At 74.3% G+C, this 16,352-nt stretch carries 15 protein-coding genes; 6 read left to right on the top strand and 9 right to left on the bottom strand.

Annotated elements, in window-relative coordinates; genetic code table 11:
- Positions 1-5: 5 nt before the first annotated feature.
- The 3 genes from ABJI51_RS03555 to ABJI51_RS03545 are packed head-to-tail and all read right to left on the bottom strand — an operon-like array spanning position 6 to position 1,567.
- Entirely contained in the window at positions 6-548 is a 543-nt protein-coding gene (locus ABJI51_RS03555) for a TetR/AcrR family transcriptional regulator (RefSeq protein WP_348947463.1), read from the bottom strand.
- On the bottom strand, positions 545-940 hold the full coding sequence (locus ABJI51_RS03550; protein WP_348947462.1) for a nuclear transport factor 2 family protein: 396 nt from the start codon (positions 938-940) through the stop codon (positions 545-547). The genes ABJI51_RS03555 and ABJI51_RS03550 overlap by 4 nt, the downstream gene beginning before the upstream one ends.
- Before the next feature lie 42 nt (positions 941-982).
- A complete protein-coding gene (locus ABJI51_RS03545) occupies positions 983-1,567 on the bottom strand; it encodes a helix-turn-helix domain-containing protein (RefSeq protein WP_431605558.1) in 585 nt (194 codons plus the stop codon).
- Between the two features lie 78 nt (positions 1,568-1,645).
- Here ABJI51_RS03545 and ABJI51_RS03540 point away from each other — a divergent pair, with 78 nt between their 5' ends.
- Complete coding sequence (locus ABJI51_RS03540) at positions 1,646-2,254, top strand: class I SAM-dependent methyltransferase (protein WP_348947460.1); 609 nt, start codon at positions 1,646-1,648, stop codon at positions 2,252-2,254.
- Complete coding sequence (locus ABJI51_RS03535; RefSeq protein ID WP_348947459.1) at positions 2,251-3,786, top strand: MFS transporter; 1,536 nt, start codon at positions 2,251-2,253, stop codon at positions 3,784-3,786. The genes ABJI51_RS03540 and ABJI51_RS03535 overlap by 4 nt, the downstream gene beginning before the upstream one ends.
- Here the strand turns inward: ABJI51_RS03535 and ABJI51_RS03530 are convergent.
- Complete coding sequence (locus ABJI51_RS03530; protein WP_348947458.1) at positions 3,731-4,303, bottom strand: helix-turn-helix domain-containing protein; 573 nt, start codon at positions 4,301-4,303, stop codon at positions 3,731-3,733. The genes ABJI51_RS03535 and ABJI51_RS03530 overlap by 56 nt on opposite strands.
- Before the next feature lie 93 nt (positions 4,304-4,396).
- Between ABJI51_RS03530 and ABJI51_RS03525 the strand changes: the two genes are divergently transcribed.
- Genes ABJI51_RS03525 through ABJI51_RS03515 form a run of 3 tightly spaced genes read left to right on the top strand, consistent with a single transcriptional unit; the run spans position 4,397 to position 6,941 of the window.
- Positions 4,397-4,873, top strand: a complete 477-nt coding sequence (locus ABJI51_RS03525) for a DinB family protein (protein ID WP_348947457.1) — start codon at positions 4,397-4,399, stop codon at positions 4,871-4,873.
- A gap of 17 nt (positions 4,874-4,890) precedes the next feature.
- Entirely contained in the window at positions 4,891-5,559 is a 669-nt protein-coding gene (locus ABJI51_RS03520; RefSeq protein ID WP_348947456.1) for a response regulator transcription factor, read from the top strand.
- The gene (locus tag ABJI51_RS03515; protein WP_348947455.1) at positions 5,556-6,941 is read left to right on the top strand and encodes a HAMP domain-containing sensor histidine kinase; all 1,386 of its coding nucleotides are present in this window, start codon (positions 5,556-5,558) and stop codon (positions 6,939-6,941) included. Before ABJI51_RS03520 ends, ABJI51_RS03515 begins: the two co-directional genes overlap by 4 nt.
- Here ABJI51_RS03515 and ABJI51_RS03510 read toward each other — a convergent pair.
- Entirely contained in the window at positions 6,918-7,403 is a 486-nt protein-coding gene (locus ABJI51_RS03510; RefSeq protein ID WP_348947454.1) for an SgcJ/EcaC family oxidoreductase, read from the bottom strand. The two genes, ABJI51_RS03515 and ABJI51_RS03510, sit on opposite strands and share 24 nt — an antisense overlap.
- Positions 7,404-7,572: 169 nt before the next feature.
- On the opposite strand from ABJI51_RS03510, the gene ABJI51_RS03505 reads away from it, so the two are divergent.
- The gene (locus ABJI51_RS03505; RefSeq protein WP_348947453.1) at positions 7,573-8,076 is read left to right on the top strand and encodes a hypothetical protein; all 504 of its coding nucleotides are present in this window, start codon (positions 7,573-7,575) and stop codon (positions 8,074-8,076) included.
- 96 nt (positions 8,077-8,172) lie between these two features.
- On the opposite strand, the gene ABJI51_RS03500 is transcribed toward ABJI51_RS03505, so the two are convergent.
- The 4 genes from ABJI51_RS03500 to ABJI51_RS03485 are packed head-to-tail and all read right to left on the bottom strand — an operon-like array spanning position 8,173 to position 16,173.
- Complete coding sequence (locus tag ABJI51_RS03500) at positions 8,173-9,288, bottom strand: glycosyltransferase (RefSeq protein ID WP_348947452.1); 1,116 nt, start codon at positions 9,286-9,288, stop codon at positions 8,173-8,175.
- Positions 9,285-10,847, bottom strand: coding sequence for a (2,3-dihydroxybenzoyl)adenylate synthase (locus ABJI51_RS03495; protein WP_348947451.1), 1,563 nt, complete (start codon positions 10,845-10,847; stop codon positions 9,285-9,287). Before ABJI51_RS03495 ends, ABJI51_RS03500 begins: the two co-directional genes overlap by 4 nt.
- A complete protein-coding gene (locus ABJI51_RS03490) occupies positions 10,844-14,551 on the bottom strand; it encodes a type I polyketide synthase (RefSeq protein WP_348947450.1) in 3,708 nt (1,235 codons plus the stop codon). The genes ABJI51_RS03495 and ABJI51_RS03490 overlap by 4 nt, the downstream gene beginning before the upstream one ends.
- Positions 14,548-16,173 carry a CoA transferase gene (locus tag ABJI51_RS03485; RefSeq protein WP_348947449.1) on the bottom strand — a complete coding sequence of 542 codons (1,626 nt, stop codon included), beginning with the start codon at positions 16,171-16,173 and terminating at the stop codon, positions 14,548-14,550. Before ABJI51_RS03485 ends, ABJI51_RS03490 begins: the two co-directional genes overlap by 4 nt.
- Between the last annotated feature and the right edge of the window lie 179 nt (positions 16,174-16,352).

Raw genomic sequence — 16,352 nt, 5'->3', positions numbered from 1 at the left:
CTGTTTCAGTGCCGGTGTCCCGCACCGGCGAGGTCGAGAACCCAGGCGCTCCAGGCGATGTCGGCCCGCTGCCCGGGCAGTTCGAGCGCCGCGGAGACGGTCTGGACGAGCCCGGTGGCGAGGAAGGTCCGCACCTGCCGGTCGTCCGCTCCGGTCAGCCGGGCGATGGCGTCCAGCAGGCCGAGATGCCGCCGTCGCACGGCCTCCCGCACCCCGTCGTCGGCCGCGGCGGCGTACCCCTGCAGCACGACGAGCCCGACGGTCCGCTCGCGCTGCAGCAGGCCGACATAGGCGGACCCGAGCGCCCCGAGCGTCGGCTCGGCGCCTTCGAAGGCGGCCTCGATCCGGTCGAACGCGGCGTGCACGACCTCGAGGAACAGCTTCTGCTTGGACCCGAACATCTGCACGATCCGCGGATGCGAGATCCCGGCCCGCGCGGCAATGGCCTCCAGCCGCGTCCCGGCGAGCCCGGTGACGGCGAACTCGGCTTCGGCGGCCGCGAGAATCCCGGCCCGCCGGACGGCGGCGGGCAGCCGGGTCTCGCTCATCCCCGGCCGATCTGGCTGAGCACGAGCTTGTTGTCGTAGAGGCAGCGGTAGGCGTGGACGAGGCCGTCCTCGCCCAGTTCGAGCCGGTCGTCGCCGTGGAACTCGACGCGCTGCCCGGTGCGGGCGAAGGTCCCGGTGAAGTGCCAGGCGACGACGACGGCAGGCCGCGCGATCTCGGCGTAGTAGCCGACGCGCGTGAAGGCGAAGTCCGGGTAGGCGCGTGCCATGTGCGTGACGAACCGGCGGAGGGCGTCCGAGCCGTGTGCGGTTTCGGCGAGCGCCGGTTCGTCGTAGACGAGGTCTTCGGCGCACAGTGCCGCCACCGCGTCGGCGTCACGCGCGTTCCACGCCTTTTCCCAGCGGTCGCAGAAGTCCTCGATCATCGTCGCCATGAAGCTAACTTACAAGTAAGTAAGCACCGGCGGCAAGGGCGCTCACCGCGGCGCGGCCCGGACGTGCGCCCGCTCCCCCTGCCGTCCGACCAGGCTGAGGAACTCCACCGGCTCCGGGCCCGCCGCACCGAACCAGTGCGGGGTGCGGGTGTCGAACTCCGCCGCCTCGCCGGGCTGCAGCACCAGGTCGTGCTCGCCGAGGATCAGCCGCAGCCGCCCGTTCAGGACGTACACCCAGTCGTGTCCCTCGTGAGTGCGCGGCTCCGGCTCGCCCGCGCCGCCGGGCAGGACGAACTTGTACGCCTGGATGCCGCCCGGGCGGCGGGTCAGCGGCAGGATCGTCGAGCCGTCGCCGCACGCGATCGGGCGCAGGTTCACCCGCGGGTCGCCGGTCGGGGGCGCGTCGACCAGTTCGTCGAGCGTCACCCCGTACGCACGGGCCAGCGGCAGGAGCTGTTCGAGCGTCGGGCGGCGCAGGCCCGCCTCCAGCCGGGACAGCGTGCTCGCCGAGATGCCCGTCTGCTCCGCCAGTGCCGTCAGCGTCGTCTCCCGTTGCTGCCGCAGGCGCTTCAGCCGCGGCCCGACGGCGTCGAGTGCCCGGTCGATCGTCTCGTCCACTTCCGCCATTTTGCCATTCGGCAAGAAGCTTTGCCAATCCGCCGGACCCGCGGGCACGGTGGCAGCCGGAACGACGAGAGGATTCCGATGACCGACTTCGACCGCCCGTACTGGGAAGCCCACTGGCGGCACGCCTCCACCGGCCCGGCGGAACCCAACCCGCACCTGGTCCGCGAAACGGCCACGCTCACGCCGGGCACCGCACTGGACGCCGGCTGCGGCGCAGGCCACGAAGCCCGCTGGCTCGCCTCACGCGGCTGGGCCGTCACCGCGGTGGACATCTCCGCCGCGGCCCTCGCCCGCACGGCCGCCTCCGCCGCGGCCCTTACCCGCGATACCTCCTCCCCCGCGGCCCTCGCCCGCGATACCGCCGCCCAGGACGTCGAGTGGGTGCAGGCCGACCTGACCACCTGGAGCCCCGGCCGCTCCTTCGACCTGGTCGTGACGCACTACGCCCACCCGGCAATGCCACAGCTGGACTTCTACGACCGCATCTCGCGCTGGGTCGCACCCGGCGGCACGCTGCTCGTCGTGGCGCACCAGCACGGTGAAGCGTCGGCCACGCCGGCCGGTGTCACCGCCCGCCTGGACGCCGCACGCTGGACGATCGGGACCGCCGAGACGTCCGTCCGCACCTTCGGGACCGCCACCCTGCACGACGTCGTCGTGCGCGCCACCCGGCGAGGTGACGCGTGAGCACGATCGACGATCCGCGCCGTCGCCGGGCGGTGCTGGCCGCGGTGTGCCTCGCCCTGATGGCCGTCGTCGCCTCGGTCTCCGGGTTGAACGTCGCCCAGCCGCAGCTCGCCGTCGGGTTCGGCGTCGCACAGAGCACCGTGCTGGCGGTGCTCAACAGCTACCCGGTCACCCTGGCCGCCCTGCTGCTGCCGCTCGGCGCGGCCGGTGACCGGTGGGGCCGCAAGCCCGTCCTGCTCACCGGGCTCGGCCTGTTCGGCGCGGCCAACGTCGTGGCCGCCTTCGCGCCGTCCGCGGGAATCCTGCTGGCCGCGCGGGTGCTGACCGGTGTCGGCGCGGCCATGATCATGCCGGTGACCCTGGCCGTCATCACCTCGTCGTTCCCGGACGAGGAGCGGTCGCGGGCGATCGGCGTGTGGACCGGGGTCGCCGGGGGCGGCGGCATCCTCGGGATGGTCCTGTCGGCCGTCCTGGTCGACGTCGCGAGCTGGCGGTGGCTGTTCGCGCTGCCGGTCGCACTCGTCGCCGTGGCCGCCGCCGGGACGCTGCGGTCGGTGCCCGACTCCCGCGAGGAGGCCCGGCACCGGTTCGACGTCCTCGGCTCGGTGACGTCCGCGGCCGCCGTGGCCGGGCTCGTCCTCGCCCTGCACGAAGGCCCCGGACACGGGTGGACGGCGCCGCTGACGCTGCTGGGCCTGGGCGCCGGCGTCCTCGGCCTGCTCGGGTTCGCCGTGCACGAACGGCGGCGGCCGGGACCGCTGCTCGACGTCCGCCTGTTCCGCAGGCGCGGCCTGGCCACGGGCTCGGTGGTGCTGCTGGCCGTCTTCGGGGTGCAGGCGGGGATCTTCGTGGTCCTCTACCCCTACTTCCAGGCCGTGCTGGGCTGGTCCGGGCTCGGCGCCACCCTGGCGCTCCTGCCGACGGCGCTGCTCATGATGGCCGCCTCCGGGCTCGCGCCGCGGCTGGCCGCCCGCGTCGGCCGCCGCCCGGCGACGGCGGCGGGGATCGCCGTGGCCACCGCCGGGCTGCTCCTGCTGGCGGGCCTCGTCTCCGTCGACGGCGGCTACCTGTCGGTCCTGCCCGGGATGCTCGCCATGGGGCTGGGCATGGGCCTGACGATGACGCCGGCCACCGAGGCCATCACCGGCAGCCTGCCGCGCGCACGGCAGGGCGTCGCCTCGGCACTCAACGACGTCACCCGGGAACTGGGCACCGCCCTCGGCGTGGCGCTGCTGGGCACGCTCCTGGCCGCGGGCTACCGCCGCGCCGTCGACGCCCGGCTCGACGGGGTGCCCGCCGGGCTCGCCGACGCCGTCCGCCGGGGCGTGGCCAACGCCGTCGCGGCCGGAACCCGGTCCTCCGACGTGGTCCGCGCCGCCCAGGAGTCCTTTGTGGACGGCTGGCGGCAGTCGATGTGGGCCGGGGCCGGGGTGCTGGCCGCAGTGCTGGTCTTCGTCCTGGCCTGGGACCGCGACCTCAGCGCGCGCGAGCCCGCAGGTGCGCCCGCTCGCCCTGGCGGCCGAAGAGGATGAGCAGCTCCACCGGCTTCCCGTCGGCGCTGCCGAGCCAGTGCGGGACCGTCGTCGCGAACTCCGCCGACTCCCCCGCGGGCAGCACCAGGTCGTGCTCGCCGAGCACGAGCCGGAGCCGGCCGTGCAGCACGTGGAGCCATTCGTAGCCCGCGTGGACCTGGTGGTCCGGCTCGCGGAGACCGGCGGGGACGAGCATCTTGTAGGCCTGCAGGCCGCCCGGACGGCCCGACAGCGGCACGAACGTCATGCCGTGGCGGTGGACCGGCGTGAGGTGGATGCGCGGGTCGCCGGTGCGGGGCGCGCCGACGAGGTCGTCGAGCGGGACGTCGTGGACGCGGGCGAGCGGCAGCAGCAGTTCCAGGGTGGCTCGCCGCCGTCCGCTCTCCAAGCGCGACAGGGTGCTCTCCGAGATCCCGGTCGCGGCCGCGAGCTGCGCCAGCGTCAGGCCGCGGTGCCTGCGCAGCGCCCGCAACCGGGGGCCGACGGCGTCGAGCACATCTGCGAAGTCGTCGCTCACCCCGCCATCTTGCCGGAACGGCAAGAAAACGTGCCCCGGCCGCGAGACCCGGGTCAGGGTGGTCCGGTCACCGCATCCGAGGAGGAGCCACCGATGCCCCGGCGCAAGGACACCCCGCCCCCGCGGACCGGCCCCGGCGAGAAGGAGGTGCTGCGCGGCTTTCTCGACCACCTGCGGGCCGCCGTGGCCGCCAAGGCCACCGGCGTGCCCGAACCGCAGGTCCGCACCCCGGGCGTGCCGTCCGGGACCTCGCTGCTGGGACTGGTCCGGCACCTCACGTACGTCGAGCGGTTCACCTTCCTCGGCGAGAAGGTCACCGACTGGCCGGGCACGTTCCGGCCGCGCCCGGACGAGACCGCCGCGGCCGTCCTCGCCGGCTACCGGGCCGCCTGCGCGGAGGCCAACGCCGTCATCGACGCCTGCCCCGACCTGACCGCACCGGTGGCACGGCCGGGCCGCGGTGCGCCGTCGATGCGGTGGGCGCTGGTGCACATGGTGGAGGAGACCGGACGGCACGCCGGGCACGCCGACATCCTGCGCGAGCTACTGGACGGCAGCACCGGTCGCTGACCTGGCATGATCTCGGCGTGCGGGTGCTGCTGGTGGAGGACGACCAGCCGATCGCCGACTCGCTGCGGCGCGGTCTGGTGCGGTACGGCTACGAGGTGACGTGGGTGCGGACGGGCGCGGAGGCGCTCGCCGCCGGGCCCGCGGACATGGTGCTGCTCGACCTGGGACTGCCCGATGTGGACGGTCTCGACGTCTGCCGCGAGCTGCGGGCGCGGGGTGACGTGCCGATCATCGTGATCAGCGCGCGGGCCGAAGAGGTCGACCGGGTGGTCGGGCTGGAGATCGGCGCCGACGACTACGTTTCCAAGCCGTTCGGCGTCCGCGAGGTGATCGCGCGGATGCGGGCGGTGGCGCGCCGGGCCCGCCCGGCCGCCGAGCCCCGGCCCGACGAGCAGGCACTGGCCGGCGGGCGGCTGGTCATCGACCGGCGGGCGCGGCGGGTCCACGTCGACGGCACCGAGCTGCAGCTCGCGCCGAAGGAGTACGACCTGCTGGCCTTCCTCGCCGACGCGCCGGGCGCGGCGCTCACCCGCGAGCAGATCATGGAAGCCGTCTGGGACGCGAACTGGTTCGGCCCCACGAAGACGCTGGACGTCCACATCGGAGCGTTGCGCCGGAAGCTCGGCGACGCCGCGGTGGTGGAAACCGTGCGCGGGGTCGGCTTCCGGCTGGTGACCGGCGGGTGAGCGGGCGGGAGTCGCTCAACCGCCGTCTCGTCGTCAGCTACGTGCTGCTGGTGGCCATCGCGATCGCCGCGTTCACCGTGCCGGTCGCGTTCGTGCTCACCGGCCAGCTGCGCGGCGACGTCGAGACGTCGGTGCGGCGCGAAGCCGACACTGCCGCGCTGCTGCTCGCCGCCGGGGATCTGCCGTCGCGGCAGGCGCTGGCGCGGCTGGCCGAGGCCTACGGCAAGGAGACACCGGGGCGGCTGGACGCGGTCCTCGCCGACGGCACCGCCCCGGCCCCGCTGCCCCCGCCGCCTGCGCCGGACGACCCGGCGTTCCGCAGCGCGCTGGCCGGGCAGGTCTCCGCGCAGTGGGAGCACGCGGCCGCGCTGGACGCCGACGGCCTGGTGCTGGCCGTGCCCGCCCGTGACGCGGCGGGCCGGGTCACCGGCGCGGTCCGGGTCAGCTACCCGTCGGCGCCGATCGCCGCGCGGCAGCTGCAGATCTGGGGTTTCCGTGCGGTGCTCGCGGTGACGGTGCTCGTCGTCGCGGCGTTCCTCGGCGCGTTCTTCGCGCGGCGGCTGACCCGGCCGTTCCGGGAGCTGCACCGGATGGCCGCGCGGCTGCGCGACGGCGAGCTGACCGCCCGCGCCGAGGAGTCCGGCCCGGTCGAGACCCGCACCCTCGCCCGCACGCTGAACAACGCCGCCGAAACCATCGACACGCTCGTGCGGGCCCAGCGGTCGTTCATCGCCGACGCGTCGCACCAGCTGCGCACGCCCCTCACCGCGTTGCGGCTGTCGCTGGACAACATCGCCGACGGCGTGCAGGACCCGGCCGTGCACGAGGACGTCGACCAGGCCACGGCCGAGGTGGTCCGGATGAGCAGGCTGGTCAACGGCCTGCTCACCCTGGCCAAGGCCGAGGCGGCGATCGGCGCGCCCGAGCCGGTGCGGGTCGCCGAGGTGGTGGCCGGGCGGCTGGACGCCTGGCGCGCGGTGGCCGCCGACCGCGGGGTCCAGCTGCGCCAGGACCACGGCGACGAGGACCTGCTCGCGATGGTCACGCCCGGGAATCTCGAGCAGGTACTCGACAACGTGCTGTCCAACGCCCTGGAGGTGTCGCCCGACGGCGCCGCGGTCACCGTGTCGAGCGGCCGCCGGGACGGCGAGGCCGTGCTGGAGGTCGCCGACGAGGGCCCCGGGATGTCCGAGGCCGAGCGGCAGCGGGCGTTCGACCGGTTCTGGCGGGGCCAGGGCCGGACCGGCCCGTCGGGGTCCGGTCTCGGCCTGGCCATCGTCAAGCAGCTGGTCACCGACGACGGCGGGACGGTGTCCCTCGGCAGCGCCGCCGGTGGGGGGCTGTGCGTCCGGATCGGGCTACCCCTCGGGCATCGCCGATGAGTGGTGGTTCACGATGAGCCACTTGCCATCCCGCAGCTCGTAGACGTAGGTGTAGCGCGCCCGCACCTGCTGCTGCTTGCCGTCCTTGGTCAGGGTGAACCGGTAGACGCCGGTGTTGATCGCGGTGTCGGCGTCGAGGACGTCGACGATCTCGTCCTCGATCGTGCCCTGCGGCTTGCTCTGCAGGAACTTGGTGAAGTAGTCGACGATCTGCGCGCGGGTGCGGCGGACCTCGTTGGACACCGTGGGCAGCAGCACCGCGTCGGGTGCGTAGAGGTCGGCCACCCGCTGCGGGTCGCCCGTGGCCAGTGCCGCGTTCCACTGCGGGAACAGGTCGGCGATCTGCTGCGTGGCCGGGGCGCGGTTGGCGGGGGTGGCGGCGGAGCCGGTGCTGCATCCGGCCACCACCGCCGCGGCCGCCACCGTCGCCGCCACGATCGCGCCCATCCGAATCTTGCGCATTGTGCCTCCTCGCCGGGGGATTCGCTTACGAATCCACTGTGGATCGGCACCCGGAAGGGGATTTCCAGCAGCGGGACAGGGCCGGGGAAAGATCCGGCCAAGAATGCCCGCGAACCGGAAAATGCCCGTTCACCCAGCGGATGACCGGCAAGCGTGCTATCTCGTGAACATGAGCGAATCACCGAACTACCCGAACTATCCCGACTCGCCTGCTTCCTCGGCGGGCCCGGTGGCCCCGGCCCGCCCCGGCACGGTCGAGGGCGCCTTCTGGGCGTTCATCGCCGCGACCGTGATCAGCCTGGTGGGCGGCCTGCTGATCTTCGGCAGCCGCGACACGATCGCCGACGCCATGCGCGAAGCGAACAGACGCGGCAACGGCGCACTGACCGAGGCGCAGATCGACCAGGCGGTGACGGTCACGATGGTGATCGCGGTGGTGATCGCGGTGATCATCGCGGCGCTGTACCTGCTGTTCGCGTTCAAGCTCCGCGCGGGCCGCAACTGGGCCCGCATCGTGCTCACGGTGCTGACCGCACTGCAGCTGCTGTCGGTGCTGGTCGGCCAGAGCACGGTGGTCCAGTACATCGCGGTGCTGGCGGCACTGGTGGGTGTGGTGCTGTCGTTCACGGGCCCGTCGAACGCGTACTTCGCGGCGGCAAAGACTCCACGCTGACCCCTGCGCGGAAAGCCGTGAAGGCCTCCTTGCCGAGCTGGTGAGGAGGCCTTCACGGTTTCGACCTGGGATCGCCGCCGGACCCGAGCAGCAACCTCAGCCCGCGAGCGAGGCCCGCGCCGGAAACCGCCCGGCGATCCGCGCGACCACCTCCCCCGGACCCGGCCGTGCCGCGTTCTCCGCTGCCACCCGGCGAGCCCGCTCCCCATACCGCCGCTCACCGACCACCTGACCCACCGCCGCCGCGATCGCCGGCACCCCAGCATCGGGCCCGAGTGCCACCCCCAGCCCGTGCGTGGCCACCGCGGCCGCGTTGCGGTGCTGGTCGGCTCCCTGCGGCAGCACCACCTGCGGCACTCCCGCGGCGATCGCCGTGAACGTGGTCCCTGCCCCGCCGTGGTGCACGACCGCCGCGCACGTGGCCAGGACCTCGGGCATCGGCATCCACCGGACGACCCGCACGCCAGGCGGCACCGGCCCCAATGCGTCCGCCTCCGCCCCGCCCGCGCTGACCACCACTTCCAGGCCGAGGCCGCCCAGTGCCCGGATCGCGCGGCGCAGCGCGGGCGGTGGCTCGGCCGTCAGCTGGGTGCCGAACGTCAGGCAGACCCGCGGCCTCTCGCCGCCCGGCGACAGCCAGTCCGGCACCGGCCCCGGCAGTGTCCCCGGCTCGTAGCGCATGGCCCAGTCCGTGGGACGCACCGTCCGGATCAGGCTGTCCGGACACACGGTGAGCACGGCCGACGGCGGGGTGCAGCCCGGCGCCACCCGCTCCAGCGCCGGCCGGTATACCGAGGCGGGCAGCCCGATTCCGTGCAGCAGCGCGGGCGTGCCCGTCCGGTGCGCAGCCACCAGCCCGGCCACCTGCATCGGTTCGTGCACGACGACGTCCGGCCGCAGGCGCTCGATCCGGGCGGTGAGCGACGGCAGCACCGCCTCGGCCACCCGTGCCCAGCCCGCGCCGGTCAGCTCGCGCAACCGGCCGGGGGACAGCCCGGGCACGTTGGCCGCCCGCACCATGTCCCGGTACGCCCGCTGCGCCACGCCACCGGGGTCGATCCGGTACGCCTCGATCCCGCTCACGATGTCCACAGTGGACCCCACGACGGCGAACGCGACCTCGTGCCCGGCCGCGGCGGCCGCGCGGGCCAGCGGCAGCAGGGGCAGCACGTGCCCGGCACCCGGCCCGGCGGTGAACAGCAGGCGGGTCACGACGGGACCAGCCCGGCCCGCAGCAGCTTCTTGTCCACCTTCCCCACGGCCGTCAGCGGCAGCGCGTCGAGGACCTCCACCTGCTCGGGCACCTTGTAGTGCGCGACCCCGTGCGCCAGGAAGGCCGCGCGGATCTCGGCCAGCGCCGGCGCCGCTCCGCGGGGCACGACCACCAGGCAGACCCGCTCCCCCACCGCCGGGTCGGGCAGGGGCACGGCCGCGGCGGCGGTGAGGTCGAGCAGGTCCAGCGCCAGCTGTTCCACCTCCTCCGCGGACACCTTTTCGCCCGCCCGGTTGATCAGGTCCTTGCGCCGCCCGGCCACCACGAGATGGCCGCTGGGCAGCCGGCGGACCAGGTCGCCGGTGCGGTACCAGCCGTCGGCGGTGAACGCCCGCGCGTTGTGCTCCGGGGCGCCGAAGTAGCCGCGTGTCGTGTACGGGCCGCGGGTGAGCAGTTCCCCGATCTCCCCTTCCGGCACGTCGACGTCGCCGTCGTCGACGACGCGGACCTCGTCGGCCGGACACACCGGACGGCCCTGGGTGCCGGTCACCAGCTCCTCGGGGTCGTCGAGGCGGGTGTAGCAGATCAGGCCTTCGGCCATGCCCAGCACCTGCTGGAGCCGGCAGCCCAGCGCCACCGGCAGCGCCCGCGCCAGGTCCGGCTCCAGCATCGACCCGCCGACCTGGACCAGCCGCAGGGCGGGCGCGGGCGGCCCGGACGCGGTGGCCGCGTCCACCCAGCGCCGGGCCACGGCCGGCACCACCGACGTCGTCGTGACGTGCTCGCGGGCCATGAGCGCGAACGCGGCCGCCGGTTCCGGCGAGGGCGCGAGCACGACCGTGCCGCCTGCCGCGAGCGTGCCCAGGATTCCCGGGCACAGCGGGAAGTTGTGCGCGGCGGGCAGGACGGCCAGGTACACCGTGTCCGGGCCGATGCCGGCCAGTGGCGCGGTGTGCCGGATGTGGCAGTCGTAGTCGTTGTGCGTGCGGCCGATCAGCTTCGGCGTGCCGGTGGTGCCCCCGGAAAGCAGGAAGAACGCCACGTCGTCCGGGTCGGGCCGCTCGGTGGGCCCGGCCGGCGCCCGCAGCCAGTCCGGGGGCCCGTCCTCGCACACCGCCACCCGGCACGGCCACTCGAGCGCCCCGGCGATCCGGGTGGCCATGGCCGCATGGTCGAAGCCCCGCCAGGTGCCGGGCACCACGATCATCCGGGCTCCGGTGTGCCGGGCCAGGTACGCCAGCTCGTTGTCGCGGTGCGCGGGCAGGGCCAGCACGGGCGCGATGCCAGTGCGCAGGCACGCCAGCAGCACGGCCACGAACTCCCAGCGGTTGGGCAGCTGCACCAGGATGCGGTCGCCCCGGCGCAGCCCGGCCGCCAGCAGCCCGCTCGCCAGCTCGGCCACGTGCCCGGCCAGCTCGCGGTAGCTGATCCGGTGCTCGCCGGAGACGAGGGCGGTCTTCCCGGGGTACGCGGGTTCGGCGACCCAGTGGTCCAGCGTGCGGTCCAGCCAGTAGCCCTCGGCGCGGTACCGCGCGGCGACCTCGGCGGGCCAGCTCACGCCAGCTCACCGGCCAGGTAGTCCGCGACCGCGGCCACGGTGGGGTGGTTCCACAGCAGGGTGGCGGGCAGGGCGATCCCGAAGATCTTCTCCAGCCGGGTCCGCACGGCCAGCGTCATCACCGAGTCCACGCCCAGCTCGGCCAGCGGCCTGCGCACGTTCAGCTCGTCGGCAGGCAGCCGGATCTCGGCGGCGACCTGGGCGCGGACCTCGCCGACCAGGTATTCGCGCAGCTGCCGCGGATCCAGCTCCGTCCACACAGGACTGACGGAGGACGGTTCGGCCGTCCGGTCCGCCGCGGGACGGCCGCCGTCGGGGCGGGCGAAGCGGGCGGCGGACAGCGTGGCCAGGACCCGGCCGTCGAGGTCGGCGACGGTGACGTCGACCGTCTCGGGGCCGGTCAAGCGCACGGCGATCAGCACCCGGCCGGGGGTCTCGGCGAACAGCCGCACGCTGCCGATCGCGGCGGGCATGCGCAGCGCGGGGTCGCCGGGGAACACCGCCGTGGGCAGGGAAAGCGCGGCGTCCAGTGCGCTGCCCCAGCTACCGGTGTCCACAATGGCCAGCAGGGCGACGCCCGCCCTGCGGTGCAGTTCCCCGACCCGCCAAGGGAAACCCATGGCGGGGACGTCCAGCACGGCCAGCAGGTCGTGCACGAACCCGGCGGGCAACGGCTCGGCGCACTCGGCACGCAGCGCCGAAATGTCCAATGCCTCCGGTGCTTCGGGCGCGGCCGTGCGGGCGGTGGTGTGGGTCTGCCATTCGTCGTGCGCCGAGCCGACCGGCCGCGACGCCAGGCGCAGTTCCCCCGTCCGCTCGCTGACCTGCACCTCGCGCCGTGCGGCGAGCGAGATCGGCGAGCGCAGCACGACGTCGGCGACGGCGGTGCCGGCGGCGTCGAGGAAGGTGGTCAGCAGCACGGCGGCGGGGACGATCTCCACGCCGAAGACCGGGTGGGTGCCGGGATAGGGGCGGCTGTCGTAGTCCAGGCGGGTCTGCCAGAGCCGGATCGGGACGTCCCCGGCCACCGTCGTCAGCTCGCCGAGCAGGGTGTGGCCGGACACGTCGTGGGTGCGCGCGGCGATGCCGGCGGTCACGCTGCTCGCCCGCCAGTAGTCGCGGTGCTGCCAGGCATAGTGCGGCAGGTCGGCCTGCTCGCCGCCGGGGTTGGCCGCCGCGAGGTCGACCGGGACGCCGTGGCAGTGCAGGGTGGCCAGCGCGGTGAGGAACTGCTCGTGGTCCGGGGTGCCCCGGCGCAGCGTGCCGGTGACGCAGGTGTCGGTGATCCCGGCGGCCGCGAGCGTGTCGGCGACGGAGTGCGCGACCACCGGGTGCGCCGAAACCTCCACGAACACCCGGTGCCCGTCCTGGGCGGCGGCCTCGACGGCCTCGGCGAAGCGAACCGGGTTGCGCAGGTTGGCCGCCCAGTAGGCGCCGTCGAGGACGGGCGCGCTGCGGGGATCGGTCAATGCCGTGGTGTACAACGGGATCGCGGGCGGGACGGGCGCCAGCTCGACGGCGGCCAGCTCGGCCAGCAGCGGATCCATGGCCGGGGAGTGGAAGGCGACGTCGGAGGCGACCCGCCGGACCACGACACCCTCGGGCTGCCACCACTGCACGGCCGCGGCGGGACCGGCCACCACGGTCCACCCGGGCGCGGCGGAGATCGCCGCGGTCAGGTCCGGGGTGTCGGCCAGAAGCCGTTCGGCGTCGGCGAAGGACAGGTTGACCATGGCCATCGCACCCTGCCCGGCAACCCGGCGCAGCAGCCGCGAGCGGCGGCAGATCAGGCGGGCACCCTCGGCGGGGGTGAGGGCACCGGTGACGACGGCCGCGGCGATCTCCCCGACGGAGTGCCCGATGACGGCGGCGGGTTCGACACCGTACCGCCGCCACACGGCGGCCAGCCCCAGCTGGACGGCGAAGATCATGGGCTGGACAACGTCGACGGCGGTCATCGGGTCGGACTGGAGGGCCTCCCGCGGGGTGAACCCCAGCTCGGCCCGGAAGACGGGGGCGATGGCGTCCAGTGCCGCGGCGAACACGGGTTCGGCGTCGAGCAGGTCCCGGCCCATGCCCGCCCACTGGGCACCGTGCCCGGAGAACACCCACACGGGCGCCGCGGCGTCGGGCCGGGCGGTGACCGGCTGCCCGGTGCCGTCGGCGATCTCGCGCAGGCACCGGAGGAGGTGATCGCGATCCCGGGCCACGACCGCGGCCCGCACCGGCAGCTGGGTGCGGCGGGTGGTGAGGGTGTGGGCGAGGTCGGGGAGGGAGAGCGGATCGGTGGCTATCGCGTCCGCGAGGCGCGCTGCGTTGGCGCGGAGCGCAGGTTCGGTGGCGCCGGAAAGGGGGAACACTCGGGGAACTGGTAGGTGGGATGCCGGATCCGCCTCCACCCGGGGAATCCGCTCCGACCCGGTACATCGAACCTCCGGCGCCTGCTCCAAGATGACGTGGGCGAGGGTGCCGCCATAGCCGTAGCTGGACACCCCGGCCCGGCGCGGGCGGCCGGTGGACGGCCACGGCGTGGGCTCGGTCACCAGCCGAACCCGGTCACCCCACGGGATGTCCGGGCTGGGGCCAGTACACAGCACCGTGGCCGGGATGGTGCCGTGGCGCATCGCCAGTACCGTCTTGATCAGCGACACCACCCCGGCGCCCGCCTCCAGGTGGCCGATGTTGGGCTTGACCGAGCCGACCAGCAGCGGCCGCCGTCCGCCCAGGACCTCGGCCAGTGCCGCGACCTCCACGGGGTCGCCCGCCGGAGTTCCGGTGCCGTGGGCCTCCACGTAGTCCACAGTGGACGGATCGATTCCCGCGGCACCATACGCTGTCCGCAGCAGGTGTGCCTGGGCGGCGGTGCTGGGCGCCATGATCCCGTTCGTCCGGCCGTCCTGGTGCACCGCCGTTCCGGCGATGACCGCCAGCACGCGGTCGCCGTCGCGCTGGGCGTCCGACAGTCGCTTGAGGACGATCACCCCGCAGCCCTCGCCTCGGCCGTAGCCGTCGGCGGCCGCGTCGAAGGACTTGCAGCGGCCGTCGGGGGCCAGCGCGCCCGCCGCGTCGAGCATCACCGTCAGGCCCGGACCGGCCACCACGTTGACGCCGCCGACGATGGCCACCGGCACCTCTCCCTGGGCCAGCGCGCGGACCGCCAGGTGGGTGGCCACCAGCGAAGCCGAGCAGGCAGTGTCGAGCGCCAGGCTGGGGCCGCGCAGATCCAGGACGTGGGAGATCCGGTTGGCCTGGCCGCACATCTGGGTCCCGATGCCGCTCCACGCCTCGATGCCGGGCAGGTCCTCCAGCGAGCGGCGCTCGTAGTCGTTGGACACCGCGCCGATGTAGACACCGGTGTCGGTCCCGGCCAGCGAGGACGGCGGGATGCCCGCGTGCTCCAGCGCTTCCCAGGTCACTTCGAGCAGGATGCGCTGCTGCGGATCCATGTGCTCGGCCTCGCGCGGCGAGATGCCGAAGAATCCGGCGTCGAACCCGGTGATGCTGTCCATGAAGGACCCGTGCCGGACGGTGCCGCGCAGCACGGCCTCGTTGCCCGGGATCCCGGTGTACTCGGCCCAGCGGTCCTCCGGCAGCGGCGAAACCAGCTCGCCGCCCTCGGCGAGCAGCTGCCAGAACTGCGGCAGCGAACCGATTCCGCCCGCGAGGCGAGCGGCCATGCCGACGACGGCGATGTCGGTCTTCACGAGAATCTCCAGGGTGAGGTGACCACGGCACAGCCGTGGTGTTCGAACGCGTCGGTCGTGGCGAGGTCGGCCGGGACGGCCGGCGGGCAGGCCGGGGCGCGCCGGGCTTTCCCGGTGACGCCACGGAGTTCGTCGAGCAGCAGGGTGGTGGCGGCGGACAGCAGCGAGGAACGCATCACGACGCCGGCGCCGGTACGGCAGGCACCCAGCAGCCCGGCCAGCACGCCCTCGGCCGCCACCGCGCCGCCGAGGACGTCGAGCAGGATCACCAGCGAGCCCCGGCCGTCGATCAGGTCGGCGACGCCGGAATGGGCCTGGACCAGGAAATCCGTGCCCACCGGCGGGTTCGGGCCCAGGGCGTCGCCCCAGCCGGACGCCTCGGCGTACACCAGGCGCGGGTTGACCGCGGCCAGGTCCGGCGGCGTGAGCCCGAGCTGCCCGGCCTTGCCCGGCGCCCAGTTGTGCAGGAAGACGTCGGCCTGCGCGGCCAGCTCCAGCACTTCGCGGCGGCCCGCCGGGGTCTTGAAGTCGATTTCCACCGCCTGCTTGCCGTGGTTGACGGCGCGGAACCACGCCGAGCAGTCCCCGGCCATGGGCGGCGTGCCGCGCCCGGGATCACCGCCCGGTGGCTCGACCCGCAGCACGTCCGCGCCGAGCATGCCCAGCAACCGGGAAGCCATCGGTCCCTGCATCCGGCTCGTGGATTCCACCACCCGGAGTCCGGACAGCGGCAGCACCGCGCCGTCCGGCACGGGTGACGGCTCTCGAGCGGCACCCGGCGTGACGGGTCCGGCCAGCAGCTCCCACGGTGCCGGGGTTCCCTTGCGCGGCCACAGATCCGGGTCGGCACGCCGTTCCGCGAGGGCGCGCACCCGGACCACGGCGGCGCCCGTTTCCCGTGCCACGGCGACCACCCGCGCGAACGGCTGGGCTCCGGCGGTGGCGAACAACTCCGGTGCCAGCAGTGCGATGGCCCGGCCGAACCGCGCGGCGAACGGACGCCAGCTGCGGGACACCGCCCGGTCCGGGGCGCCGAGGGCGGCCCAGAACCGGGCCCAGCGATCCGGATCCAGGGTCTCCAGCTCGAACCGGACCCCGTCGGCGGACCGGAACGGCGGGCGGTAGCGGCCGGTCAGCTCCGCCGTCGCGAACCAGTCGGCGTCCTCGTCGGCCGTGGCAGTCGCCACGTAGGTGGCCATCACGATCGTGGCCGCCCGCGCCTGCGGCAGTTCCACCCGCTGCACCGGAATTCCGCGCAGCCGTCCCAGCACTCCGGCCAGAATCCCTTGTGCCGCCAGGACTCCGGCCAGCACCGACACGTAGTCGACGCCCAGCGGGCGGGGGCCGCCCGCCGCCCGGCCGTGCACGGCCGTCAGCCCGCACCGGGCCTGCACCGCCTCCTCGGTGACCTCCCCCGAGCCCAGCCCGTCCCACCCGGTCAGGCCGAACGACAGCCCGGTGCCGGCTCCTTCGATCCGTCCCGACGCCGCCGGGGCAGGCACCGCGGCCCCTAACAGCTGCAGGTGTTCGGCGCAGAGGCGGACCGTCCGGTCCAGACCGGGATCGGGCCTGCCAGGCGGCGAATACACCGAAAACCCTTCCAGCGCGCGCAAAAAGCGCATCCGACCTCCGCAGCCGACCCGTGGACACCCAGCCGACGGAGGCTAGTCCGGGAAATTCGGCCGCACCTCGACCGATTGGTGGAAGCGGTGCGGAAACAGCGGTTTTTCCGAATACCGCGGAGAACGGCTCCCCGATCTTCGGCGATGATTTCCCCCGAGCGGCCGGATACCGTGGTGCG

Source organism: Amycolatopsis melonis, from assembly GCF_040064235.1.
GTDB classification, from domain to species: Bacteria; Actinomycetota; Actinomycetes; order Mycobacteriales; family Pseudonocardiaceae; genus Amycolatopsis; species Amycolatopsis melonis.
This window is presented reverse-complemented; position numbering and strand designations above follow the sequence as displayed.